Source organism: Luteolibacter luteus (genome assembly GCF_012913485.1).
Taxonomy (GTDB): domain Bacteria; phylum Verrucomicrobiota; class Verrucomicrobiia; order Verrucomicrobiales; family Akkermansiaceae; genus Haloferula; species Haloferula lutea.
Map to the genome: position 1 here is coordinate 4,862,869 of NZ_CP051774.1, position 25,462 is coordinate 4,888,330.

Consider the following 25,462-nt stretch of genomic DNA (forward strand, 5'->3'; position numbering starts at 1 on the left):
CGGTAGCGGAAATTTGTCAGGGCTTCTCCGGGATCACCACGGGAGGGGCGTCCTCGTAGAGGTTCACCATCGGTTGCTTCGAGGTGGGATCGAGATAGGCGATCGCGATGTCGCGCTTCCCGTCGACCGAGCGCCAGCGGGAATTGTAGAAAACCGTGAACTCCTTTGGCTTGGCCTCATAGAGGACCTTGGCGTCGAACTGATTGAGGTGGTTCACCTTGCGGACCTGCTCGATAATCGCGGTCTTACCGGGGGCGACCACGATGCCCTTGGCCTCAGAGAATTCCCCGAGGTCGAAACGCAGGTTTGCCGGGGTGAGATTCATCGCCTTGGTGGTGCCCAGGGGGAAAGAACCTTCGTCGTCGCCCATGGCCACGATCTGATAGGGGACTTCCTTGCCCGGATTCGGCAGGAAGAGGAAAAGGACCTTGCCACTGCTCGGCAGGCTCACGGGCGGCAGGGATGGCGGCGTCTTGCCCGGAGCGGGAGGTTCCTTGCTCAGAAGGAAGCTCGCCTTGCCTCCGGTAACGGTGGCCACCACGGGCAGGGAAAACACTTCCGTGAAGAGCGGGACTTCCGCGATCTCGCCCGGCTTTTCACCCGGCAGATAGAGCATCTTGATGCCGTTCACGTGGGTGAAGCACAAGGTGCGGAGCGTGATCTTCTTGGTTTCCTGAGCCACGAGAGGTGCGGCGAGGGTCAGGAGCATGGCGAGTACGAGACGGAGCATGATCGGTAAAGTGAATCGCCCGGCAGCCTTTGGCAAGCCGGGCGAATGGGTGGTTTTAAATGGCAGGGTTCAGACTTCGTCTTGGGACAACCAGCGGAAGCCGGTGACCATGAAACGGCGGCCGAAGCGCTTGTTCACATCCGAGACGCCTTCGATTTCGGCGCTTGGCAGATCGGTGGAATCGACGAACTCCGGCAGGCGCTGCACCACCGCTTCGCACCAAGCGCGGGCGAGGATGTTCTTATCCGGGTCGAGGGCTTCACCATAGGCGCGGATGCGGAAGGTATCCGAGCGGACCGAGATCACGGAGCCCACCGAAGACAGGATGTCTCCCTGCGTCAGGAAGCCCGGGGCTCCCGTGGCGCTCCATCCTTCCATGGCTTGAGGGAAGGCATAGCCGTCCGAAGTCATGTCGGCCAAGGCGTTGTATTTCGAGTCGGCATTGAAGCGGGCATTGATCGATTCCGTTTCGTCGATGGCCTTCTGGAGAAGTCCCCGGAGCGCCATGTCGCGGTCGTTTTCCGGACGACGATTCACGAACTCGGCGAGCGAGAGGAAGGGGCCGCGCGACTTGACCTCTTCCACGATGTGTTGGGCGAGCTCCTGGATCTCCTTGGCTTCCAGCGTGCGCATGCCGGTCCAGCGTGCATTGCGGGCTTGCAGGGCATTCGAGGATTCTACCGCGGGGCCGTTTGCCCGGCGCATGCGGCTGAAGGGGAAAGAGGCTTCTTTCACAGTGCCGGTGCTAAGCTGGGTAGCTCCATCGGCGAGGGTGGCGTAGTCCACCGACTCCTTGTTCATGGAGCCAAGGAGGGCTGCCCACGCATTGACCGAGGTCGAGTTCACGTTGAAGGCGCCGTCGATCATCAGGTGAGCCGCGCTCTTTCGATAACCTTCGCCATCAGACAGCTCCGACATGGTGTCGGAAAGGGTGTTGTTGGTGGCCGGGATCATGCGCGGGTTCAGCAGTTGGCTTTTCCCTTCGAAGAATTCGGTCGCCACGGTATTGAGATTCTTGGAGCCGAGCAGCGGACCGGCATAGGAACTCAAGGTGGAGAAGTAGTAGGCATCCCACAGGGCATTGTTCGCGAGCCAAGCGTGGTCCAAGAGGCGGTACTCCTTGGTGCTGGCGGAGGATACTTGGTTGCTGGGGATCATCGCCGTGGCGAAGGATTCGCCCACCGTGTAGGCGGCACCAGGCAGGAAACCCTGGTTAGAGAGCTGCGCATGGCGGAGCTGCGCGAGGTTCTGCAGCGGAAGCATCGGAATTTCGTATTGGGGAGCCACACGGGTGCCGGTGCCATCCGAATGCGAGGTGAAGAACATGCCGCGATTCTGGCTGTCACAGGGGAACTTGTAACCCGGGGCCAAGCGCTTGAAGGAAGCTTCGAAAGGATGGATGCCCATGCTCTCCTTGGTCAGATCAATGCCGGACAGGCTGGTGGCTTGGCCGCCTTGGACCCATGGCTTGGATGGGGAATCCGCTTCCAGCGTGGTCTTCGCGTAGTAGCTGAACTGGGCGAAGGCCTTGGCCCGCGTGAAGTTCTTCAGCGGTGTGCTGGGGCTTTCATACATCTCACTGCCGAGGTAGGGCCGCTGGAGGCGAGCCTCCCCATTTGGGAAGGCATTGTCCGGATCGCGGCTGAGCGCGGTGCGGAGGCGGCTCGCGTCTCCGTAGTCGAGGTCGAGCGTGCCGGATCGGATCTTCTGGCTGCCCTTCATCAGATTGAGTTCGATCGAGAGGCGGTTGCCGGAGGCCGAGGAAGCGGAGGATGGAAGCGGGCCGTAGCCGACATCAATGGTGTCACTCAGCGACAAGGGGAAGATTCCTTGGCCATCGTCCGAGGCAGTTTTGATGTGCTGCGGGGTCAGCCAGTCGATCCAGAAGCCCACGCCTTGGGATGGATATCCCGGAGCGAGGTTGATGCTGTTGGTAAGATTGTCTTGGTAGTCGAAGAAGGATCCCGAGTTGGAAGCCCAGTTCCAATTGCCATCGACCGATTCGCCGAAGACCTTGTTCTCCCCGGGTTGAAGCGTGATCGAGGATGATGCCGATCCCTGGAAGGTGCTCCGCACGTTGATGCCGAAAATCTTCGGGGTGTTGGAGTCGCCCGGATGTCCGACGTAGAGCTGGTTGAAGTGGGCGAGGCTGGTGGTTTGCGGTTGGCCGTTGCGGTAGAAGCGGAAGCCGAGCGGCAGATCTTTGAAGTCGATGCGCAACTGATCGAAGCTGATCGCGACGTTGTAAGGGTTATACAGGGTCACGATGGGCGAATAGATCATGTAGATCATGTAGTTGTCCGCTGCCGTGGCCGTATTGCGGTCGACGCCGCCGGCCCAGTTGCCGTGGGCATCCTTTGCGACCATCGAGAACTGCATTTGCACTTTGGCCACCACCGGCATTAGCAGCATGCCTTTGGGCGCTTGGGGAGTGGCCTTATAGGTGCGGGAACGGGCGTCGTATTTCACCGGAGTATAGCCGGAAGGAACGGCGGCCTTCATCGTCGGCGTCGCTCCGGCAAGCCCGCGATAGAGGTTCGCATACTCGAAGATCTGGCTCCAATAGGGGTTCGGCGTTTCATTCAGCACCGTGGAGTCGTCGTAGACGCGCTTCGAAGAGTATTCAGCAGGCAGGGTACTGTTATCGAAAAGAAGGCTGAGGTCCTTGCGCATGCCTCCGCGTGCCGCATCCGTCACAAGACCGCGGGAAACGGTGGTAACGTCATGTTGGTACTTCTTCAGCTCCGGCATCTTCTGGATGAGGTCTCCGGTCGGCAGCGTGTAGAGCTTTGCCTGATCGGTGCCTGCGAACCAATCGAAGCTGTCGAAGTTCTGGATGGCTTCCATGCCGAAGCGAGGGGCGGAGCCCATGGCGACCTGATTGCTGGCCGAGCCGAACTGCTCGTCCTTGCGGATGATGTCCGCCTTGGCCTTCACACCTTCATCGAGGACGCCCCACGCATAGCGGCCATCAAGGCCCTTGCCGGAGCCGGGGGATTCCACTTTAGGAGCACGGACCCAGCTGACTTCGTTGGCACCTTCACCCAGGGAGCCTTCGCCCATCAGCATGGCTCCGTCCGCAGTGTCAGGAAGCTTGGTGGCGCTGGGCTTGGAGTCAGTCTCATTTCCGGAAGTAAGGTAGCCGAGGAAGCCTTCCTCTTTTTCCGGGACCGGATCATTCGCGTTGGGCAGGGCGCCGGTCCACACGCCGGTGAGCCAGGAAGGGGCATTGTCGTCCTCCACGGCCGCAGGAGCGGTGATCCGTTGGTCGGCACCGGCGCTCTTTTGGAGTTGGCCGATGGCAAGGGAGAGCGCCATCCGGGCGTTGCTCCGGGCTACCTGCATGGCTTCGCCTTGGGAAGAAGCGCGCAGGGAGACCGTGGAAAGGGTGAGCAGGCCCACGGCTAGCACGGTGAGCAGGACCATCAGTGAGATAGCGATCACAAGCGCGAACCCTCGATTCGAACGCTTGTGCAAGAATGTGCTTAAAAGCTGGTTTTTTTGCCAAGAGATGTCTTTCATGACGGCCTTTGAGCGGAAATTAGGACTCAACATCGTTTTGTAAATACAAAAACTCTTATTTCCCCCTAACAGGGGACGGAATTGCACCCAAAGCGAAAATTCAGGGTTGGAAGATGAATTTCGTTCAGGATGCGAACAGCTGCCGAGGGCGCGGCGTTCATCTTTTGCCGATTCTTTGGCAGTAAACGTCATTCTTGGTATGACTAAGCAACGCCCATGCCTCTCTGCAGAATGAATCCGGGATTTCCGGTGATCCTTCTTGCGCAACCGCCCCCTTCGCCTGCAATCAGGTGTCGCACATGCGTGACTTGAAGGCAGATCCAGCCTGGCAGGAGGAGGACTTGGGAATTCCACTTCCCGATTCTCCGCATGCCTGTTCGGTGTGTCTGCCGACTTGGAAGGCCGTGGTTGGCTATGAAGAAGCCCGGGACAAGGTGGTGCGCCGCATGCGCATCGGCTATCCGCGCTTCTTCCGGCATCCCTTCGTGAAGCGGCTTACCGCGATGGCTTCCGCGGAAATTGCCGGCGAGGGTGAAGAGGTCTTCGTGTTTCCGACCAAGCTGGCGGCGCAACGTGCCCAGCGCTGGATCGAACCCCGCGGGGAAGTGGCCGTACGCCACGAGAGTTTCCAAGGAATGCCGGTCATTGCGGTGCCTTCGAAGGCACGGCAGGTGGCGGTGGACTATCAGCGCTTCACGGGTGAACTGGTCGGCAGCCGTCAGGCGGACGATCTCATCAATGGGACGCCGCGCAATGGAAACAAGACCCATTTGCTCCAGCGTCGCCTCGGCAAGATCGTCGGCGCGGAGCCGAAGCAGGTTCACATTTTCAATAGCGGCATGGCTTCGATCACCGCAGTGCTGCGCTCGCTTCCTGGTGTGAAGGAAGGTCGCAAGACGCTTCAGATCGAGTTCCCTTATGTCGATGCCCTGAAGGTTCAGGAGTTCTTCGGGAATGGCGTGGTTTTCCTGAGCCAGTCCGAGGGCGAGTCCTTCGATGAGGCGCTGCGCCGCATTCGTCAGGGGGAATTTGCCGGCGTTTTCACCGAGGTTCCAAGCAATCCCTTGCTGCGGACTGCGGATATCCCGCGTCTCTCCGCCGCATGTGCGGAGGGGGGCGTGCCGCTCATGATCGATGATTCATCGGTCGGGCCTTCGAATGTTTCGGTGCTCAAATGGGCGGATGTCGTGACCACCAGCTTGACCAAATGGCTCTCCGGCACCGGAGACGTGATGGCGGGCATGGCGGTGGTGAGGGCGGATTCGCCCTTCGCCGGGCAGTTACAGGCCTCGCTTGCCGAGGAAAGCGCGAAGGCCGCGCCGCTCTACGTCGGAGATGCGGAGGTCCTGCTTTCAAACCTGAAAGGCTTCCCGGATCGGATGGCGATTCACAATGCCAACGGCGAGGCTCTCGCGTGGATGCTTTCCAGTCACCCGGCGGTGGAGCAGGTTTGGCACCCGTCCCTGATCACCCGGGAGAACTATGACCGGATCAAGGCCCCGCGCGGTGGTTATGGTCCCTTGCTTTCCTTTGTGCTGAAGAACCCGAAGAAGGCTCCCAAGGTCTTCGATGCCCTGAAGGTTTCCAAGGGACCGAGCTTCGGCACGCCCTTCACCTTGGCCTGTCCGTATACGCTTCTGGCTCATTATTATGAGCTTGATTGGGCGGAAGGCTGCGGGATCCCTTCGCATCTGATCCGCGTTTCCTGCGGCACGGAGGAGACTTCGGTTCTCTTGGCGCACTTTGCTGCCGCTTTGGATCAAGTTTGAGCCAAATCCTTCATAAATGCGGAGGATTTTGAGTCACTTGATTTGGAATAAAGTGCGCTTAAGTGTAACATTAGCAAATCTCCTTGCGTACGCTGGATAAACGGCTGAAATCGGATCAACCCGCGTCCCGAAATGCGACTTCTTGAACAAAAGAATCGCAAGTTCAACCCGATCCCAAGGCATTAGAACGCATGAAACGCAAACCCAAGCTCGCGCTTCGAGTTAATGAGGAGAATCCCAATCATCACCTCTGGAACAATCGGGGTGTCTGGTGGTGTCACCTCACGGTCCACAAGCCGGATGCCACTGCGGAACGCCTCAGATTTTCGCTGAAAACGCGTGATGTGGATCAGGCTCGCGAACGCCGCGACCGGATTTTCCGCCAGATCGCGGAACACTACGAGATTGCTGCCTGAGCAGATTCGGGCGGCTTTCGCGGGTCGGGCGAAGGCGTCGGGGTGCTTTCGCTTCTGGATGGAAGCGAAAGAAGGTGGGTAGTTTGGATCGCGGCTTGATTGTCGCCGGTGGGGTTGTTTTTCAGGATCGGTCTTCCGGTCGGTTGGGGAGAGGAAGTCATGGTCCCCAAAGTGGGTCTGGAACCACTGGGTCGATGCTTCGGGTGTTCGCAAGGCATGGTTCACGTGTCACGGGAACAGGTCAGCGGAACGCTGCCGGATTCCCGATGGAACTGGCTCCATCATTTCCGCCTAAGGGGGGCTCGGTGTCGTGAGGATCTGTCTGGGGCGATGAGGCTAGGCTGGCTGTTACTCTTTTCTCTGTCGGGATTCCCAGATTGGCGGGTTGCGAGAGATCAAGAGGGAGGCCCGCCCTGCTGCGCCGGTGGAACTTCGCAAACTTTCGCGGAGTGGGACTGCGGATAACAAGGCGGTCTTTTTTGAGGAGTGTGCAATGTTCTGTTATAGATAGTTGCTCAGGGGAGTAATAAAGTTGCTATAATGATTGCGGCGTTGGTTTGGTAAAGGGTGGGGTGTTCTGAGTGGCACTATTTTACATGGTGGTATTCAACTTGTGTTATTGCAAAACTTGCAGGGTGGTAAACGGCGATATGGGCGAAATCGTCGCACGGTTTGATATGATCTTTTTCTTCGTGGCGATACGAACTTTGCAGCATCCGTATCAGAAGTTAAAGATATGCCGCGCCAAACGAGGATCGAGTTTCCCGGTGCTTTCTATCACTGCTCGGCACGAGGTTTCGGAGGTCGGGCCATCGTCATGGACGATCACGACCGGGATGGTCATGAAAGCTTGGTGGCAGAAGTGGTGCAGAGGACGGGCTGGGAGATCTTTGCCTGGGCCCTGCTAGAGGATCACTATCATTTGGTGATGAGGACACCGGAGGCGAACCTGGTGGGAGGAATGAAGTGGTTTCAGAACTTCTGGACGAAACGCTTCAATGCCAAGCATGAGAGATCCGGGTCTGTTTTCGGAGGCCGCTATAAGAGCGTGCTGGTGCAAGGGGATGGTCATCTGTCCTCGCTTATCGATCATGTCCACTTGAATGCATTCCGAGTAGGCTTGGTGACTACCGCGCAGCTTGCGTCGCACCCATGGTCGAGCTTGAAAGATTACCTGCTGCCTCCCTCATCCCGCCGGTCGTGGGTGAGAGCGAGCGAGGGCCTCAGGCACATGGGCTACGATGGTGAGGACTGCGATGACCGTCTCCGTTATCTCGAACACCTTGAGCACATCGCGGTGCGGCTTGGCGGGCGGGTGCCACTGCCGGGGGGCGGCAGGACTTTGCATTCCACGCTGAGGCGTGGTTGGTACCTCGGGGCGGACTCGTTTCGTAGCGAGTTGATCGCGGTGCGGGAGCAAGGAGGGGCCTCAGCCGATTCCAGGGGTCGGACCCATGGAGCGGAAATGGCGCAACGCATCCTTACTGCAGGACTTTCCGCCGGCGGACTCGCATACGAGAGCCTTGAGAACTTGCGGAAGAGCGATTGGCGCAAGCGGGCGATTGGCCGTGCGATCCGGTTACGTACCACGGTTCCCACGGAGTGGATCGCTTCGAACCTCAGGATGGGAGTTTCATCGAGAGTCGCGCTTATGGTGGCTCGGGATCCGGAGCCTTCGTGGGGAAAATCGTGGCGTCCGGCGAAGGAGTTTCTCGATCGGCTGCTAGAAGTTGCCCGGCAGATGGAGAATTCCCCGCGGCCGGAACCCTTGCGTGAAGACGAGGACGCGGAGGATGTTTACTGTCCGCATCATGGCGCGGAAGGCAGGCGCTGCGAATGCAATTGCTCGCTCTAAACGGAAGTCCGGAGATCCGGAGTTCCGTATTTGATAGGCGGGAGTTGGATGTGCGGTTGTCCTGCCTTTTCACCGGTGATTGTTTCATGGTCGTCCGAGCGGAGTCGCTTCAGGAGGAGTGTCTCGACTTGTTTCACGGAATTCATGGTTTTTAGCGATTGGACGATCACCGCGGAAGCGGGGGCGAACCGTCCAGAAGTAGGCGGCGAAACACATAGGTAAAGAACATTCGAATTGTCTGCTTTTGGGTGAATGTTCCACGCGCTGTTATGATCGGCAGGTGAAGGGTGAAAGAGTCTTGATGTCGTGATGCAGGTGGTGGAGGTGACTGGATTTGGTAGGTCTTGTTCCACGGTGTGGGGGACAGTCATCGAGGGTATTTGTTATAACAATTGTGTTTCGGCTAAATGTTATGCGGTTAGTGATTTCGTTGTATGACTTCCGGTGCGACCACAATCCGTCGCACACATACCAATGAAAAACATCGCAATCCTCGCGGCTCTCGTTGCCGCTTGTTCCTCCGCCAACGCCCAGCTCAAGATCACGGAAGTGATGTACAAGGGCATGTTCGGTGAGTTCATCGAAGTCACCAACACCGGTTCCGCCCTGACGGCCTCGCAGACCGACGACTACAGCTACGACGACAGCGGTGCCTCCGCCGGCAAGGTTCCGTTCCCGGCCGTGGCTCTTGCCAACAACCAGTGCGTGATCATCACCGAAGTCAGCAGCGCGATCTTCAACCTCGCCTGGTACACCGAGCCTTCCGGTGACAACGGCCTCATCACGGTTGCTCCGGTGATCATCGGCAACAGCACCGATAACCTCGGCCGCTCCGACACCATCAATATCTTCCAGAACTCGACGGTTGTGGACAAGCTGAGCTACAACGATGAAGCCGTCCCGCCGAACGGCCCGCGTACGGAAGATGTGAGTGCTGTGCCGATCACTGGCTGGGACCACACCCTCGACAACATGACCAACGGCGGTGTGACCGAGTGGAAGCTCTCCAACACCTCCGACGTCGCAACGAAGTGGCAGGCCGGCAATCCATCGCAGTCCGCAGGTTCTGCCCCGATCGGTAGCCCCGGCCGCTACGTCACCGCTACCCCGTGATCCGGGTTCCTTAGCTCTGAATGGAGCAATGGATAGCTCATGCAGCGTCGCCCCGGGCTTTCCGGGGCGGCGTTCTTCTTTTGGCCAAGGGGAGGAATACCCGGGCACCGGACACGCGATGCCAAGCATCAAGCTATCCGGGTCAGTCACCTTTCGGGAAATTCGACAGTCCGCCGGGAACGGACATGGTGAGGAGATGCCGCCTTTCGGTCGGCTGGGGCATAAGCTCCGGCGGGGAAACCACGCAAAAAAGGAGCCGTCTCGTTTCCAAGACGGCTCCTATGGGTGATGTGGAACCCATCAAGGGGTGACTTCCTTGACTCGGAAAAAGCCTTTCCCGTTTCTCGGAAGCGGTTGCGTTTCCATTGTGTGAGTCGTGCCCGTAGCGGTGGCCACAGAGCTGACAGCTTGCCAATCGGTATCGGCGAGCGTTTCCGAAAACTCGATGACGTACTGTCTTCCGGCTGTAGCATTCCAAGTCACCGATGCGGTCACCGATTCCTCCGGCCCTGCGATCGCGCAGGAGGTTACCGAGAATGGTACGGCGAGGGGAGGCGGGGTGAGCACATGCAAGCCGGAAAAGACATTCGGTGGGGGCCCCTGCTCCGAGGCGAGGTAAATTGTGCCCTGGTCATCCATGGTGATCCCTTCAATGGTGTGTCTTCCCACGAAGGCGATATTGAGAGTGTCTACCACTTCGCCCGCGCGGGTCATTTCGAGGATCAGGTTGTCTTCTTGGCTAAGGATCAGGAGATTCATCCGGCGGGGATCTTCGGCAGCGAAATGCTGGCTGTTCGCCATGATGAAAATATCCGAGATATCGTGCAGGTAGCCCAGTTTGTTGAACTTTTGTGCTGCGAAGGGCTTGGTGACGACAGGGGTCGGGCTATCGAAGCCGCTAATCTGGTAGATGGCGAATGGAGTGTGTTCTTTTACCCCCCACACTGTGTCCGTCACAGGATCATAGCAGATCCCTTCCAGTCCGTTGTTTGAGTTCCCTGCAAAGAGCGGATCAATAGATACCGAAGGGAAATCGCCTGCGGCGGCGGTGGTGCCGCCGATGTAGGTCGCGATCAGGCCGGTCATCGGGCGTTCGTCCGCGATCATGAAGCGGGAGTTGCCGAGATAAGCCAGACCCTCGGAGTCGACGAGTGCCTTCGAGCCGTCCGTCCTGCGGGTCAGGAGCGACATTTTGCTTTTGAAGGACCCGTCGGTACCGTACTCGCTGATAGCCTCTCCTTCATCCCCGATCGTGAATACAGTATCCGTGTCGCGGTTGTAGCAAAGGGTGGATGCCTCCGAGACTTCGTTCATCGGAAGATCCGCTGCCAGATGTGTGTAGCTATTCAAAGGGGCAGCTCCCGGGCTGTTCTCGGGGGCGGCAAAGGCAGAGAGCGTGAGCAGGAATAACCGCTTCATTCTGATGATGGGGATAAAGGAGAGGATTGTGTCATTATTCAGCGGCGACGGCGGCGGAGGGCAGCGAGAAGGCCCGCTGTGGAGAGCAGCGCGGCGGACGGCTCGGGGACAGGGGTGATCGATCCGTTGAGCACCAAGGCGCCCGGCTGGCTCACGATGACGGAGCTCGTGGTATTTAGCGCTTGGGCAAAAAGGCCGAACTCTACGGCGCCCGTGGTCGTGAAATCGGGAATATCCCAAACTTTGGCATGTTCCGCCCCGATGAAGCCGAAGCCCTCTTCGCCGGACTCATATAGTTCTCCCATGGTCCAAGCGCCCCCGTCGATGCGGTAGCCCCACTGGAAGCCGGTCACGCTTCCCGCGGAAACCGCCGATGAGAAATCCAGGCTGGTAATGGTCAATTGCTTGCCGGCCTCGGCTTGGATCGTGAATCCACAGTAGTTGTTGGTATCGATCGTGGTCGACCACCCCCGATAGCGGAATTGCACGCTGAGGTTCGCGCTGCCGTGGCCTTGGAAACCTGAGACTTCAGCACCGTCCTCGAAATTGTAGGCTTCGAATGGCTCGGCGACGGCGGAGTCATAGCGCCATTCGGCGAGAGTTGCGGCTGACGCGGTGCTCGCAGCAAGAACCAAGGATGCCGAGAAAAGGAAGGGTAAGTATGATTTCATGGTGAAATGTGATCTCTTGATGATGGAGTAGGTTAATTGATTTTTCGCCGCCCAGGGGGGATTCTCGAAAAAGAGCGCCAGATCACAGGTTGGGTGCCAAGTGCCGGGTAGTTTAATCAGGTGACTATATCGTGGCTATTTTTGAAATATCTGAATGGCACTATTTCACTTGGGTTTAATGGATGGTTGCGTGTCCCGATTAAAGTTGATGAGTTGTGTTTTTATATATCTTGGGGCATTTTTGTTTCCTGATTCATCTCTCCATTCGTGATGACGATTTCCTAAGCATGGATCCATGAAGCTGAGGACCTGTCTTCTTATTGGATGGCTCGCAGGAGCCAGTGGTATGTTTGGGGGCGAACTGCCCATGGCTCTGCTCAAGACCCCGCAGGATAATCCCGCGTATGCAGCCACGGAGGCTTATCGCAACGGCTGGCTCTCCCGGACGGTCGAACTCGCCACCCCGCTTGCGGATCAGGGAAATGCAGAGGCCCTGTTCCTGCTCGGCCTTGCCAAGGAAGAAGTCGCTCCCGCGAAGCTGTCCCGGCGACAGGCGATGGATTTTTGCTACCGCCGGGCCGCGGCAGCCGGTCATCCGGAAGGAGAGATGCGCCGTTGGCTGACAATCATTGGTTCCGATCTGGAGGATGAGTCGAGCGATGCGAAATCGAAGCTCGAGGCGGCGGCGAAGGAAGGAAGTGCGCTTGCCATGAGGATCGCCGGAGAGGCGGAAGCAAGGGGCCTGATGCAGGACAAGCCGGACTTTGTGAAAGCAGGGGAGTGGTGGGAAAAGGCCGCCGCGGCCGGAGATGGTCCATCGCTGCTGCTACTTGCCCGGTGGCGTGAGGGGGGCTTCGCAGCTTCGCCGAACGAGGATCGTGCCGGAGCTTTGGACTATTATCGGAAGGCGCTGGAGGCGGGCGAGGACGACGCGCTGATCCCGATGGCCCGTCTCTTGCTCTCGACCCATGAAGCCGAGGCGCGTGATCTACTTGATCGTGCCATGGCCAAGGGTATCTCGTCCGCCTGGTTGGTGCTCGCGGATTTGGAGCGGGGAAAGGGCAATGAAGTCCTCGCCTTGGAATCTTACGGCAAAGGTGCGGCCATGGGAGACACGGCTTGCATGCGCAAGCTGGCGGAGCAGCTTCTGGCCGAGAACAAGCGCGGAGAAGGGCTGGAATGGCTGGAGAAAGCTGCCGCTGCCGGAGACCCGGAGGCGGCGGGGGACTTGGGAGGGCTGCTCTCTTCCTCCGATCCGCAAGGTGCGGCTGCCTATCTTTTATCCGCAGCGGACGCGGGTGTCCGCCGGGCTCAGTATGGGATAGCGATGCTTTATCTCAATGGGAAGCTAGGTCGGCCGGATCCTCATTCGGCTGTCGCTTGGCTGACCGAGGCCATGAATTCGGGCGATGCCGAAATGCAGTACAAGCTGGCCACGCTTCACGAGCAGGGGCTCGGATGTCCTATCAACTATGCCAACGCGGGCGTCTTGTACACGATGGCTTGCAACAAGGGCCATGCCGCAGCCCCGGGCAGGATCGCATTTATGGCGACGGAGGGCTTGGGAACCCGTGTCGATCCGGTGCAGGCATACGCGTATGCCTCGCTTGCGGTGGAGCGCGGCGATCAAAGCTCGAAGCCTCTGCTGGCCAAACTCTCTTCGATGCTGACACCGGCAGAGAAAGAAGAGTCCTCCGAATCATTGAAGAAGCTCAGGGGGGCTCCCGGTGGAGCGGTTGGCGCGGCCGCTGAAGCTGGCAAGCCTGCAGCGGGTTCGCCATCCCCGGCCAAATAATCTCCTCTCGCGATGAAACACACCGAACGTATCGTCTGGGCTGCGGTCGTCATGGTGGCGATCTTGTGGAATGTGATTGGGAGTGGTGAAGGGAAGCCTTTGCCGTCTTCTTCCAGCGAGGAAGAAATACGCAGCCAGCAGCCTCGCAGCCGCAGTGTCCGCTCTTCTCGATCCGGGGAGTCATCGCGGGAGAGAAGCCGGGATGGTGATCCGAGCGGGCGAGCGAGCGTCAAAACGAAGAGCTTGATGGCTCTGCGGGCGGACAATCCCCTCGCGAGGATGACGCGTTTCCTCGAACTGCTTTCGGACTGCGATGCGGCCGGGTTTGAGGAGATCGCCGAAGCTCTCAACGAGCTAAAGCGATCGGGGATTTTTCATCCCGAGCTAGATGCCCTGGTGAATTTCCGGGCGGGCCAACTCAAGGGTGCCGAGCTTCTGAGAGATCGGGTGGGAACCGCGGTGGACTTTGAAATGATCGGTGCGGTGACCGGACAATACGAAGGCTGGATCCAAGCGGACCCTGCGGCTGCGGGTGATTGGCTGGCCTCGTTACCGGTTGGCAAATTCCGGGACCGGATGGCAGTCGCCTACATCGCGGCCTCGGCCAAGGATGATCCGATTGGGGCACTGAGAATGGTCTCTACTCTTCACCCAAGCCAACAGGCTCCGGCGGGGCAGGCGGTGGTCCGGCGATTGGAGGAGTCGGCGAGTCTTGATGATGCCTCGGAGTTATTCGGTACTCTGCAAGCGAACTCGCAAGAGGGGGAATCTCCTTATCTCCAGGGAATGCTGGAAGCGCTCGCAGAAGGAGCGGCCAAGTCCGGAAGCCAGGAAGCTTTTTTGAAACTGGAGGCCCACTTGGACGAGCCCTATTTGAGCGGGCCCTCGCTGGTCAGGATCTCGGAGGCAAGAGGAAAGACCGACCCCTTGGCAGCCTTGGATTGGGCTGCAGGAATGGAAGGAACAAAAGGGGATATCTCCGAGGGATCGCTTCTCTCCGCCACGATCAATGGCATGGGGCTCGAACAACTCGATATGGCCGAGGAATGGGCCAGGGAACGGCAGGAATGGCCCGGGGTCGCCAGAATGCAAAGTAGCTTGGACGGCAGGCGCAAAATGCTGGAGGATCGCGGCGGCGGGGAGAATGACTACGATCGCGACGATTGATTTCCGTGATCTTTCCGGAAGTTGTGACGAATCACAGGATTGCGGCTTGAATCCTCGGCCCGCTCGGCAAGCATTCTGCGCACCGCGCTGGAATCAAACGGGCCTGTAGCTCAGCGGTTAGAGCAGGGGACTCATAATCCGACAGGGTGCATTTTCATTTTGTCCTAAGTGCTGGCAAGATGAGCGGGTTATGAAGGTGTTGCGGCATGGTTCCGCAGGTCTGAAGCCCCAAAATGCATCCCTTTTCGGGGCGATGGGATACACGCGGGGATGCATCCTGTTAGCCTAGATTCGAAAGGGACAAGGCGTCCCCTGCTTGCACGCCCACCGCGATGTGATAGGTGGCCGGGATGCGAGCTCTTGCTATTGCCGTCCTCCTTCCTTTTGAGCGTGGAAAGCGTGAAGGAGTTAAAGGACTAACAAAAGCCCCGCGCCGGCCTGCCTTCCTCTCAATCATTGCTTTTGAACTCTGACCCTAAAGAAACGGCGTGTGGTCGTCGCCGCGTAGCTACCCGGTTGGATTGGCACCCACGTCTGCAAATCGGAGCTGGCTTCAAGGATCACGTCATGATCTCCGGAGTCGTCGTCAGGAATGATTGCCGTGTTGCTCTTGGAGGATTCGTCGGGGGAAGTGATGGAGTAAGAGACAATAGAACTGTCACTAGTGAGCCTGAAGAACGTCACCGTAGCTGGGCCAGCTACCGTGCTTGCCGTGCTAAAGCCCGCAGGCTTCTGCGCGGCTGAAGTGAGATCGGATTCGACGACAAGGCCGGAGACTTGGATCGCGGCACCTGCCAAAGGGTGACCAGAGACGCCAAGGACTTGAAGGGTAGTCCCGGAAGGGATGTCAATTGGAGGAGCGGCATGCTTGGTGGGAGCATTCGCGGGATAGTTCGGAGGTCCATTCTTTGGCAGTGCGAGGTTAAAGATTTCTCCGCTCACGACAGACACGAGCCCGACCAACGCGATTGCAACTGCTTTCATCGGCTTGGATATGTCAGGGCCGGTCGCACGGCACAAGGGAGGATCAGAGTAGTTCTTTCTCGGGCCAGCTTAGGATCATCCAGCACCGCTAGCCGGTGGTCTGGCCACGTCTTGATCGCTTCCTTGATCGCCTCCCCCGCGGCGTAGCGGTCCCCTTCAGCCAGCCACTTCAGCGACACGGCGTGGAGGAACTTGGCGGCCGCGATTCGGGATTGAGGCGGAGGGCTGAGGACGAAATCCTAGGGCTGCTACGGCGCAACGGGTGGATCTAGCGCCCTATTCATCCGCCTGGCCTTACCCTCACTCACCCCTCCATCGTCTCAGAGCGAGCGCGACTCCGCCACCAGCTTCCTCAGTCTCTCCGCCTTGTCGTGCTTGTCCTGGTCTTCCAGCGCCTCGAAGACATCCTGGCCATTCCGGTCCTTCACATCCGTGCGCGCACCGTGGGCCAGAAGCAGCGCCACGATCTCCCAGCGATCGATCGTCGCGCATTCGAAGAGCGGGGTCCTGTGGAAGCTGTTCACCGTATTCACGTCGAAGCCCAGCCCGATGATCTTCTCCACGACATCAGCATCGCCCTCGATCGCATACCAATGCAGCATCGTCTCCCCGATGCCACTGCGGTTCGACATCACCCGCTCGCGGAGGTCCGCGGGAAGATCCCTCCCCGCCTCCAGCAATTCATAAGCCCTGATCCATCCGTCCGCGTGTGCCATGGTCGATAGGAGAGAATCAAATCGCAGGATCACCGTCCCGGCAAGGCCGCCCTCGCCCGCCAGAGGAGCAGGAGGAACCACGGCAGGGCCACGGCTAGCAAAATGAGCCAGTGGGGAAGGACGAGCAACCAATCTTCAGGGGGGCGGATATGCATCCACCCGGTCATGGTCTCGTCAGGCGCGGTTATTATCCAAGGATCGTAATCCGTGCCTGGCTGAAGGGAGCCACGGGCAAATGCGAGGGCCGGGAAAAGAGAGAGCTCCAGATTGGGGTCCGGAGGACAGGCTTTCCGGGAGCTTGAAAAGCTCGATCCCACGAGTGCCGGAGCAAGCTCGCTGTTGTGATGCAGATGGATGGCCGCCAGTTCGTTTCTCAGGAGGTAAGTGCCGGAAGAGGCGTCGGTCGCATGAGTGAATGAATCCCACCACGCCCAGCAGATGAACGCCATCATCAGGATGCCGGCCCAGAAAGTGAGGGAGCGATAGAGAGGCTTCCGTCTCATGCTTCAGGGTTGGTGAGATGCACAGCCCGGCGATGCCTCCGAGCCCGACAGATTAGAAAGAAGGACCATGGCAGGGCGAAGGTGAGGAGGATGAGCCAGTGGGGGATGAAGATCACGATGGACCGGTTACCTTCAGCAAAAGGGCTTTCGCTTATCTCTAATAATGGCTTTGGAAACGACCCCTTCCACTTCTTTGCTGGTTGCACGAAGCCGTACAGACTTCCACTTTTGACCTGTAACAAAGGCTTATGGATATCAAAGGCGACCCTGCCATGGTGCTGGTAGGTCGAAACCAATCTCTCACTCGTTGAGAATACGAATCCAGCCCTGTGCGAGAGCGAATGGCACCAAGCGAAGATTATAAAGATGATCACGAGGACCCCAGACCAAAACGTGATGGAGCGATGCAGCGGGCGGGGTTTCACGGGGGCAGGATGAGCGGACCGCGGGAAAAGGAAAGTCCGACATCACGAACGGCGCTCACCTGCAAACGCTGCACGTCCCGCCAGCATTGCAATGCTTGCAGTATTTGCAGTTTTTGCACGCGTGGCACTCCCCCTTGGGATTACATGTTGCGTTGTCCCTATCGCAACACGACGAGATCTTTTCAGTCACTCGGGTGAGGCTTGGGGCACAGCAAGTGATTGCGGTAATGCGAGGAGGGAGAGGAGACGCATAACCCCTCCTAACACTGCCACTTAAATAGAGCATCACGCGATCACGTATCCGTCCCGTAATCAAACGTCTGAACTTGACCCGGTTTTGATTTCCTCTAGCCAGTTCCGACCGATGAAATTCCTGCTCATCTCCTCCATCGTCGCCATATCCTCCCTCACCTCCGCTTGGGCCCAGCGCTTGTCGTGGGAAGCGCGTGTCACCAATGTGGAAAACATCGATTATCTTGCTGCTGACGGCACGGGCGGCGCAGTGGCGATCATCCGCGAACCTGCCAAAACCACGCCGCCCTATACCGCTAAATATCGGGCCGTGTGGTATTCCTCGAAAGGCCAAAAGAGAGCGGATTTTGAGCTCCCCGAATACGAAACCTACTACAGCAATGGGCCTCAGATGGTGACGGCGACCCGCTTCTATCTGACCTTGATGTCCGATGACGGGGAGATAGTCCTGCGTCGCTACAACCTCGGGAAGAAGGGTGAGATCACGACCAACGACACCCCCTTTGTTGATGGGGCATTCGGTCTGAGAACCACCGAGAGCGAGGCCGACAAGCTCGGCTTTTTCCTGATCAATGCTTGGGATGACGACGAGGTGATAATCAGCCGCTACGTGCATTGAGGGTGGTTGAGGCCGATGCTTGTCAACGGGTGATGCATGGATCGCTTACGGCGAACTACGGACGGAGAGATCTCATATCTCGTCTCGAAGGATATCCGGAATCCTCTGATCAGCGAGAATGTCCGATCGTCGCTCAGGTGAAACCTCTAAACACCGTTGAAGTGCTGCCCGGGCCCCGTCCAAGTCGTCGGCCTTGGCTCTGTGAATAGCTAGTTCCTTGAAAAACCCTGAGGCGACCATTCGATCTTCGGGGCCGTCCTTTGCAATCGCGGAGGCAAGTTTCTCGCCAAGGTCCCAAGCGCGAAGGGGTGCGCAGCACATCACCCGGAGGCGAATGAACCTCGACGCGCCCCGAAAGATTGCGGGCGCCTCTTCTATGGCTTTCCACGCGTCCGCGTACATACCTAGTTGAATGAACCCTTCCACCTCTTGGGCGAAGTGTTCAACTCGCGCCGTCATCGCTTCATTTGCTGATTTTCCCATGCTCATTGACCATCAAAGGTTCGTCCATTCCGATACCGTGCCGTCGCCGTTCAGAGATCGGACCCGCGCATAGACAAGCGTGTGATTCTGGAACTGCGTGGAGCCTCCCGGCTTGCCCTTGTCCCACAGCACGAGGTTGATCTTCTTCCCCTTCACCCGGGCGCGGTTTTCAACGTACGTCGCGGCAACGTAGGGATTCGCTCCCTGCTTCCATTCGTATTCGACCTTCGCCTCGACCTCGTAGGCAGCGGGCGTGATATCAGCCGGCGGATTCCACACCATTTTCACCGCCCCGATCTTGTGCCCAGTCTTGCTGGAGTAAGGCGTGAAGGTCTTGCTGACCCCGAGCGGCGCGCGCAGGTCTCCTTCGATCTCGGTCCAGTCCGACCAGCTCGTCGAGGTGACACGGGTCCGCACGCGCACGCGCTCGATGACATGGCCTTGGAATTCGAAGCTGCTCCCGGCGAAGTCCTCGTCGATCACCTGAAGGGCCAGCGTGCCGACACCCGGCGCCACTTCCCCGTTGGCTTCGATCACCTCGTCGGACCACGCGGTGAGCGAGTTCGGACGCCACTGGAAATGCATGATGACCTGCACCTCGATCGCGTCGAAGTCGATCAATGCCGGATCTTCCCACGTGGCTGTTACCGTGCCGGGGAAGAATGCCGCGTTGCTCGAATTGACCGCGACGGAGTATTCGAGGTTGTCCGGTTCGAGGTCGGATCCCGGGATGACCGGGCTTGCAAGCGCGAGCTCCTGCTCTTCGGTCGCCTCATCCCACGCGTAGAAGCTTTCCGAGACCTCCCGGAGCGTCAGGGTCGGCATCACCGCCGGGTTGTCGCCTCCTTCGATTGTAGTCTTGTGCTCGATCACGCGGAAGAGCCCGGAGAGTCCCATCGTCTGGAGGTCGAGCGTAACGGTGTCCCATGGCTTCACGTCGAGCCCGGTCAGCAGGTCGAGCCCCACTTCTACCGTGCGACCTTCACGCGCCGTCAGGAGCAAGATCTTGGCAACCCGCTGTGCTTGGGTGCTGGATGGAACAAACTCAAGGTTGATGTCCATCTCCAGTTCCAGCCCGTCTTCAGTCACGCCATCCGCATGGATGATGCGCGGAAACTCGGTCGGCTGGTCGTGGCTCTCGGCACTGGCGAAGATCCCGCGGGCCACGTTCGCGCGCTCGCGATCGCTCGTTGCCGTGCGGACCCGGATTGCCCCCATGATGTTGGCATCGGTGATCGTGACTTCCGGCTCACGCCAAGTGCCGGCATGGATGTAGTAGTCGCCGTGGTGCTCGATGCAGGTTCCGGCCATTGCCCGGATGATCGGTTCAAGCCAGTCCCCGGGCTCTCCTTCGAGCGAGAAATACCCGCAGCACCGGTAACGCTTCTCCGTGCCGCCTCCCTTCAACGGCACCGTTTCGTCGCAGATGTTCGCCGCCTCGATCAGGGCGTCGGTGTCGATCCGTTCGCGCGGGACATTGAGCAGGGTCTCCAGCACGTTCGCGGCGATCAGCGCCGGGTTGTCGGTCCATCCGGTGCTTTCGTCGCGCGGGTCGTAGATGTCCTTCCGGCCTTTCATCCTCACCGTCATCGCGGGGATGAAGCTCGGCCAGATCTTCGAGTCGTCGGTCACATCGTAGACCAGCCGGGAGTAGAAATAGCAGATCCCGAGGGCGCGGTGGTCCACGGTCCACTCCTCGCAATCCATCACCATCCCGGGAATCGCCTCCTGCGTGGCCGTGCCGAGCCGCCAGTTGAAGGCCGAGAACCGGCTGCGCGCGTGCCCGGTGTCCGGGACATACATGATGTATTCGTCGCCGAGCTCCGGGTGATACTCGCCGTAGGGCGGCACTCCATCCGATGGCACCACGGCAACCAGCTCGTTGAGCTGACCGTTGATGTAGACCGCTTCGATGCTCTCGCATTCGTGGGCAGCCAGGGCGATGCACATGTGGAGGCGGGTATTCGCGAAGTGGGATCCGCTGACGAAGAAGATCACGCCGCCTTTCCGGACGCTTCCGTACACCACTTCGTGTGGGCTGAGCGGCTGCTTGATGTTTCCGGTGCGCGAGGGCTTGCGGGGCCCTTGGTCCGGGGCTGAGAGAGCGGCAGCGCCGGCGGATAGGCCCGCGGAGATTGCGAGATTGACCGCGATAGCAAGTGCGGTGCCTGCGGCAGTTAGTCCTCCTGTCGCCGTGGTTAGCCCCGCGGTTGTAGCGATTGCCGTCCCTATTCCTGCTTCAATTCCCATGCTTCAACTGTCGCAGGTCTTATCAGCGATTGCGAGTCGTTAGCTGGTTTCTTCATACTCGTGTGGAGATATTGACGAGCTTGCAGTGGAATCCCATTTGCGATACCCAAATTACCATGAGAAACTTCGCCACCTCTATCAAAGATTTCCGCCATCTGGAGGACTCTTGCCTAGTGGGCGAATTATGCGTTACGGCAGCGATCTTTCGCAGGTCTAGCGAGTATTTGCCTGTTCGGCAAACAGGCCTGTTGCTGTCACGGGAGGGAGAATTTCTGCTGCAATTCCGAGTTCCGGAAAAGTCCAGGAAACCTATTCAAAGTGGCTTCGGGCCTCGAGACGCAGTTCGAATTGCCTGGGCTCATGCAAAATTGGACGGTCACCTTGCTGTGAAGTTGAGAGACATAATTCCGGGGAGGGAGGTATGGAATTCGGACGGTACCCTCTACTGTGAGTATCGGATCGCTCGACTTGTCTTCGAGCCCTCGCGGGTCCCTGGTCGATCGAGCAAGAGCATTTCCATGCGCGGTGTCCTTCATTCCACGCTGCTCCGCTCAACGAACGCCGATCGTCAAACTACCGAAAGTTGGTCTGACGATAGCAGTTCGTCGGAAAGCTTTCAGAGTGCGGCGCTTGCAGGAACGATCGGCAGCTACCTCTATTCCTTTAGGCAGCATGGGGAACACATCGAGCTGTTGGTCAGCTTGGTGAAAGGGAAGAGATCGAAGTCAGCGAGGGCCGATATGGCGTTTTTTCGGGCTCTCTTAGAAGCATTCAATTGGATGAACGGAGGGAGCCCATTTGAACACTTCTTCCTACATCGCAGAGATGGAAAGTCTCGGCACGAAGCTCGAAGCAGATGGAGTGGTCCCTTGGCGAAGCCTCGGCTGATGACAAGAGATCCGGCGGGAGACGTCGGTCCTAGATTGCTCTCTGCAGCTGTGCCAGTTTTGCTATCAGGAACTCAGCTTGGAAATGGCATCAAGTTGTTGCTCTGGCAATATCGAGAAGCAACCCGCGAAAGCTCCGTGACGCTGGGTGCGTTACTTCAGCTCTGCGCATTACTTGAGGGGGCAATTGGATTGGTGCTCCGTCACAAATTGGGCTTGAGCAAGAGTGCGATCGATAAGTTGCCCTTGCCATCTGGACAGGTCGGACGCCCGGGTGTAGCTGAAGCGCGCTTCTACGAAGCTTCCACACGTTTAGGATTCTCTTGGGCAACTGAATTTGGCCCAGTTTTCCAGAAGTGGAAGGATGTGAGAAATAGTCTAGCGCACGGAGAGTTGATGAAGATCGATAGATCCTCCGGACGAGAAACTTTGGCTAAGTATCACGCAGTCCTTCAGGCATTCAACGCTATCATCTTGCGGGCGATCGACTACAAAGGATCCGTGAGCGTCGATGGGAATTGGTATGCAGTGAAGGCATGAGAACGGTTGTCAGGAGCTGCTTGACCAGCCTTCTGCCCTAATGGTTATGTTCTCATGTCATTCTCTTCCGCATGAGCGAAAACGCAATTATTCTTGGGGCTGGCGCCAGCTACGATGCTGGCATTCCTCTGCTAGGCAACTTCATGGATGTTATGGTCCGGATGGCCAATACCAAACGTGCGGGGAAGAGGGATTTGTCGGAGGAGGACTCGGGCTTGTTGTCAAAGGCAGTCGGGATCCGAGAGAAACTGGAGGGCTACCACGCCAGGGTTGCGGTGGACCAATTTAACATCGAAGAGGTCCTCTCGGTCCTTTCCTTCGAGTCGATCTCAGGAGATAGGCGTCGAAAGCGTGATCTTGACGATTTCACTCGAGCAATCGGACGGGTAGTGGAGCTTACTTGTGGTGTCACCCATAGTGGGAAGCTCAACGTCATTCAGGAGTCGGGTCCCTACGACTATCGGCGTTTCTGGCTGGCGCTTCTTTCCCTCTGCCATTCGCGGTTGGTAGAGATTCCAACGATTCTTTCCTTCAATTATGATCTAGTGCTTGAAAGGGCTTTGTTCCAAGTAGTCGTCGGGCATCAGCACTCGGAAATTGTGAGGAAGCTCGGAGTCCAAGGGTTTTACATCGACTATTGCAACGATCATTGTGAGCCTGTGGCCTTTCGGTTCAAGCAGGCGGCGTTTATCGACAATGGGTATGCGAGTGAGTTTCCAAGGCAGGTAGCCGGGATTGTTCTCGAGCAGTTCACATATGATCGAGATAATCGTCCTGAAGGCTTTTTGAGGATTCCAATTCTCAAGCTCCATGGGTCGCTGAACTTTCCCAATGGCAAAGCCGACTCGGGGTGGCATCCGTTGGCCGCTTTGTCCGATCCCAAAATAATTCCACCAATATTTAACAAGACAGGTTCGGCATTTGCCGCCCCAATCTGGAAGGAAGCGCTTAGGTCTCTGCGCGAGTGTCGCAACCTTTCGGTTTGCGGATACAGCCTACCTGTAACCGACACCTATATGCAGTATTTCCTGAAAGCTGCTCTAGGTCCGAACAAAAGCCTGAACCGGGTGTTCGTTTTCGATCCTTGCTTGAGCAACGGCAGCGATGCTGGTCGTGCTTTGCGCAACCGCTATGCCCAATGCTTTTCGGCACCCCTTCAGCAGAGGATAGACTTCGATCCGGGAAATCAACAGGGAACTTTTTCAGGGATGGTCGAGCTTCTAGCGTCGGAACCTGATGTTCTCCTCGATGGCCTTTCCCCGGTGCCAGATCAGGAGGAACAATATCAAGCGGTGGAGCTAGTTCGCCGAGTGCGTCGCGATCGAATGGGGGGGCTGTAAGCCACCCGGCCGGGAAAGAGTGTCCCCGCCAGCCAATGCAAGCGGGGCTTGTAGGTCATCTCGCCGGGGGCTGGATTAGCGCCGACCACCACTCCCCGAACCACTCGTGGGCGATATCTCCGTCGCACTGGTAGAGGGCTGCATCGTCTGTTCTGACGAGGAGCTCATTCAATATGCTATCCGAAACGACCTCGAGGACTTGCCAAGGATCAGCATCGTGAGGACGCCACCACCACCAGCCCGAGGAAGTCGGTCTTTCAATCGCATTCATATGGGAGCGGTGCCCCGCCGGGGGGCGGCGGGGCGATAGGCATTTACTCGGTGGGCAGGACTGCCTTCTCCCACTCTGTGCGGCTCCAGCGGCTTTTAGCGGAGCCTGGCATCCGGAGCTCCTCCATCATTTCGGACGGAATGACCCTGGCTCGAAGATGGTAGAAGCCCTTGGGCGGGTTCTTATGTACAGTGAGGCAGAAAGGAAAGACAACGCGCCCTCTGTTCTCCTCGCACTCGGCCAGCAGCGCTTCCAAGCCTGCCGCCAGAATGATTTGGGCGAGTTGCTTCCGTCTGATTCCCAATGCTTGGCCGACCGAGTCCAACTGAACAGCCAGTTCGCCGGCTACGTTCATGGTGGCGGTGGGGAGCTTGGGCTTCCGCCGAGCTTTCCTCTCGGCTTGTTCGGCGCGCTCCTCATGTCTCCGCTTTGTGGATCCAATTGGGCGACCCATTGGCCTGGGTTTATCAAGCTCGATGCCAAGCGTTTCCATCTGGCGAGCTTGTTCCTCTTCGTGATCGACTCGAAGGCCTCTCTCGAACGCCGCAAAGGCAGAGATCGCTTTCATTCGTTCACCTCCATTCCAAGGGTATTTTCAGCAATCCATTTGTCAGCGAAGTTCTGAGAATGGCGGAGTTTTTCTTCCATCAGAACCATCGCCACCATGGCAATCTGCGAGCGGTCGAGGTTTTGAAGGTTGATGAGCGAGCGGGCAACACCTTCGAGGATGAACTCATGGGGCACACAGGTCTCCAAGCCGAGTTCCTCGATACCGTCCGTGTAGCCAGCCGCGGCGGCGAGACGTTCGAGCGCGGCATGTAAACGAGACGGGACATCGATTCTAACGGCTTGGGCATCGGGCTCGGTTTCCCAACCGACCGTGCACCACCACTCGGCCACAGTCTCGGGCTTACGCTTTGTCTTTCGGGCCCGAGCTCGAAGGGCCTCTGCAAGTTCGCCGGTGAAAGTGACGGTAACCGGCTTCGTGGACTGAGCCCGCTTTGCCGGGCTTCCTTTGAGTTTCATCTGTCGTGACAAAAAGAGCCCGTGACCGGAACGGCGGTGAAGCGCCATCACTGCGGTTAGTGGCCGCAGCTATCCAATCACGGGCAAAGTGTCGTTCGATGGTTTTACCGCGGCCCGGGGCACTACTCCCAAGTCATCGATGCGGACCGGGACTTCACTCCCGGCGACATCGTGATAGCCTCCTTCCTGCGGTGAAGCGAGTGGAATTCTGATTACAGATTGGAATCAAACGTTCCTGCGACATGCAGCAACTGTGGAGAGCCGCCCCAAAGCTATGTCCCTTCTCTCGCCTTGGGCTGGTTCCATCAACCGTGGAGTCGACTTGAAGGTGAAAAGCGCTGACGAGTAGCTCGAGGAAGAGATGGCACGCCTCTAAGCCGAAGCCCGAGCAGGGGGCTGCGGACCGATAAGCGATAAAGGTCGATAGATAGCGTATTAGGGTTAGTGGTGTGAAACGGGAAATTTGTTCAATTCCGAGAAATAATAATATTTCCAAACGCGCGGATAAGTTTCTTTCGTTTTAGATAAGTGTCGCCCTTAAGAGCTGAAACAGAACCAAAACAATGAAGACATTGATAAAATCGACATTCGCGGTTATTTTGTCCTGCATGGCTCGATCGTATGCGGGAGAGGAGATGAAGGAAGCGTGCGGAAGCAACGTTGCCATCGTCCCGAGCTACGGAGCGAAGCCCAACGCGACGGGAACGGT

Annotated in this window: 19 protein-coding genes; 8 read left to right on the plus strand and 11 right to left on the minus strand. The window is 58.1% G+C overall.

The genetic code is table 11. The features are described 5' to 3' along the window. Positions 1–16 precede the first annotated feature (16 nt). Together HHL09_RS20010 and HHL09_RS20015 are read right to left on the minus strand one after the other, a co-directional pair. Complete coding sequence (locus HHL09_RS20010) at positions 17–730, minus strand: hypothetical protein (protein WP_169456400.1); 714 nt, start codon at positions 728–730, stop codon at positions 17–19. Between the two features lie 69 nt (positions 731–799). Continuing rightward, complete coding sequence (locus HHL09_RS20015) at positions 800–4,174, minus strand: hypothetical protein (RefSeq protein ID WP_169456401.1); 3,375 nt, start codon at positions 4,172–4,174, stop codon at positions 800–802. 377 nt (positions 4,175–4,551) lie between these two features. Between HHL09_RS20015 and HHL09_RS20020 the strand changes: the two genes are divergently transcribed. Further along, positions 4,552–6,021 carry a PLP-dependent transferase gene (locus tag HHL09_RS20020; RefSeq protein ID WP_169456402.1) on the plus strand — a complete coding sequence of 490 codons (1,470 nt, stop codon included), beginning with the start codon at positions 4,552–4,554 and terminating at the stop codon, positions 6,019–6,021. A gap of 182 nt (positions 6,022–6,203) precedes the next feature. Here HHL09_RS20020 and HHL09_RS20025 read toward each other — a convergent pair whose 3' ends face one another. After that, positions 6,204–6,662, minus strand: a complete 459-nt coding sequence (locus HHL09_RS20025; RefSeq protein WP_169456403.1) for a hypothetical protein — start codon at positions 6,660–6,662, stop codon at positions 6,204–6,206. A gap of 592 nt (positions 6,663–7,254) precedes the next feature. Here HHL09_RS20025 and HHL09_RS20030 point away from each other — a divergent pair. Both HHL09_RS20030 and HHL09_RS20035 read left to right on the plus strand, forming a co-directional pair. Further along, positions 7,255–8,292 carry a transposase gene (locus HHL09_RS20030; protein WP_169456404.1) on the plus strand — a complete coding sequence of 346 codons (1,038 nt, stop codon included), beginning with the start codon at positions 7,255–7,257 and terminating at the stop codon, positions 8,290–8,292. Between the two features lie 474 nt (positions 8,293–8,766). Beyond that, positions 8,767–9,405, plus strand: coding sequence for a lamin tail domain-containing protein (locus tag HHL09_RS20035; RefSeq protein ID WP_169456405.1), 639 nt, complete (start codon positions 8,767–8,769; stop codon positions 9,403–9,405). A gap of 300 nt (positions 9,406–9,705) precedes the next feature. On the opposite strand, the gene HHL09_RS20040 is transcribed toward HHL09_RS20035, so the two are convergent. Then, entirely contained in the window at positions 9,706–10,824 is a 1,119-nt protein-coding gene (locus tag HHL09_RS20040) for an SdiA-regulated domain-containing protein (RefSeq protein WP_169456406.1), read from the minus strand. 38 nt (positions 10,825–10,862) lie between these two features. Next, positions 10,863–11,495 carry a PEP-CTERM sorting domain-containing protein gene (locus tag HHL09_RS20045; RefSeq protein WP_169456407.1) on the minus strand — a complete coding sequence of 211 codons (633 nt, stop codon included), beginning with the start codon at positions 11,493–11,495 and terminating at the stop codon, positions 10,863–10,865. 367 nt (positions 11,496–11,862) lie between these two features. On the opposite strand from HHL09_RS20045, the gene HHL09_RS20050 reads away from it, so the two are divergent. Together HHL09_RS20050 and HHL09_RS20055 are read left to right on the plus strand one after the other, a co-directional pair. After that, entirely contained in the window at positions 11,863–13,290 is a 1,428-nt protein-coding gene (locus HHL09_RS20050) for a tetratricopeptide repeat protein (protein ID WP_169456408.1), read from the plus strand. Between the two features lie 12 nt (positions 13,291–13,302). After that, entirely contained in the window at positions 13,303–14,457 is a 1,155-nt protein-coding gene (locus HHL09_RS20055; protein WP_169456409.1) for a hypothetical protein, read from the plus strand. Positions 14,458–14,910: 453 nt separating this feature from the next. Here HHL09_RS20055 and HHL09_RS20060 read toward each other — a convergent pair whose 3' ends face one another. The 3 genes from HHL09_RS20060 to HHL09_RS20070 all read right to left on the minus strand — a co-directional run bounded on the left by HHL09_RS20060 (position 14,911) and on the right by HHL09_RS20070 (position 16,660). Then, on the minus strand, positions 14,911–15,441 hold the full coding sequence (locus HHL09_RS20060; RefSeq protein ID WP_169456410.1) for a hypothetical protein: 531 nt from the start codon (positions 15,439–15,441) through the stop codon (positions 14,911–14,913). Between the two features lie 320 nt (positions 15,442–15,761). Further along, the gene (locus HHL09_RS20065) at positions 15,762–16,157 is read right to left on the minus strand and encodes an ankyrin repeat domain-containing protein (protein ID WP_169456411.1); all 396 of its coding nucleotides are present in this window, start codon (positions 16,155–16,157) and stop codon (positions 15,762–15,764) included. Positions 16,158–16,186: 29 nt separating this feature from the next. Next, the gene (locus tag HHL09_RS20070) at positions 16,187–16,660 is read right to left on the minus strand and encodes a hypothetical protein (protein ID WP_169456412.1); all 474 of its coding nucleotides are present in this window, start codon (positions 16,658–16,660) and stop codon (positions 16,187–16,189) included. A gap of 789 nt (positions 16,661–17,449) precedes the next feature. Between HHL09_RS20070 and HHL09_RS20075 the strand changes: the two genes are divergently transcribed. Beyond that, positions 17,450–17,956: a hypothetical protein gene (locus tag HHL09_RS20075; RefSeq protein ID WP_169456413.1), complete on the plus strand. Its 507-nt coding sequence runs from the start codon at positions 17,450–17,452 to the stop codon at positions 17,954–17,956. A gap of 495 nt (positions 17,957–18,451) precedes the next feature. Here HHL09_RS20075 and HHL09_RS20080 read toward each other — a convergent pair whose 3' ends face one another. Further along, positions 18,452–20,689: a phage tail protein gene (locus tag HHL09_RS20080; RefSeq protein ID WP_169456414.1), complete on the minus strand. Its 2,238-nt coding sequence runs from the start codon at positions 20,687–20,689 to the stop codon at positions 18,452–18,454. Positions 20,690–21,576: 887 nt separating this feature from the next. On the opposite strand from HHL09_RS20080, the gene HHL09_RS20085 reads away from it, so the two are divergent. Together HHL09_RS20085 and HHL09_RS20090 are read left to right on the plus strand one after the other, a co-directional pair. After that, positions 21,577–22,116, plus strand: coding sequence for a hypothetical protein (locus tag HHL09_RS20085; protein WP_169456415.1), 540 nt, complete (start codon positions 21,577–21,579; stop codon positions 22,114–22,116). Between the two features lie 71 nt (positions 22,117–22,187). Then, a complete protein-coding gene (locus tag HHL09_RS20090; protein WP_169456416.1) occupies positions 22,188–23,456 on the plus strand; it encodes a hypothetical protein in 1,269 nt (422 codons plus the stop codon). A 314-nt stretch (positions 23,457–23,770) separates the two neighbouring features. Here the strand turns inward: HHL09_RS20090 and HHL09_RS20095 are convergent, their stop codons facing one another. After that, positions 23,771–24,295 carry a hypothetical protein gene (locus HHL09_RS20095; protein ID WP_169456417.1) on the minus strand — a complete coding sequence of 175 codons (525 nt, stop codon included), beginning with the start codon at positions 24,293–24,295 and terminating at the stop codon, positions 23,771–23,773. Next, positions 24,292–24,753 carry a hypothetical protein gene (locus HHL09_RS20100; RefSeq protein ID WP_169456418.1) on the minus strand — a complete coding sequence of 154 codons (462 nt, stop codon included), beginning with the start codon at positions 24,751–24,753 and terminating at the stop codon, positions 24,292–24,294. Before HHL09_RS20100 ends, HHL09_RS20095 begins: the two co-directional genes overlap by 4 nt. Positions 24,754–25,462: the final 709 nt, after the last annotated feature.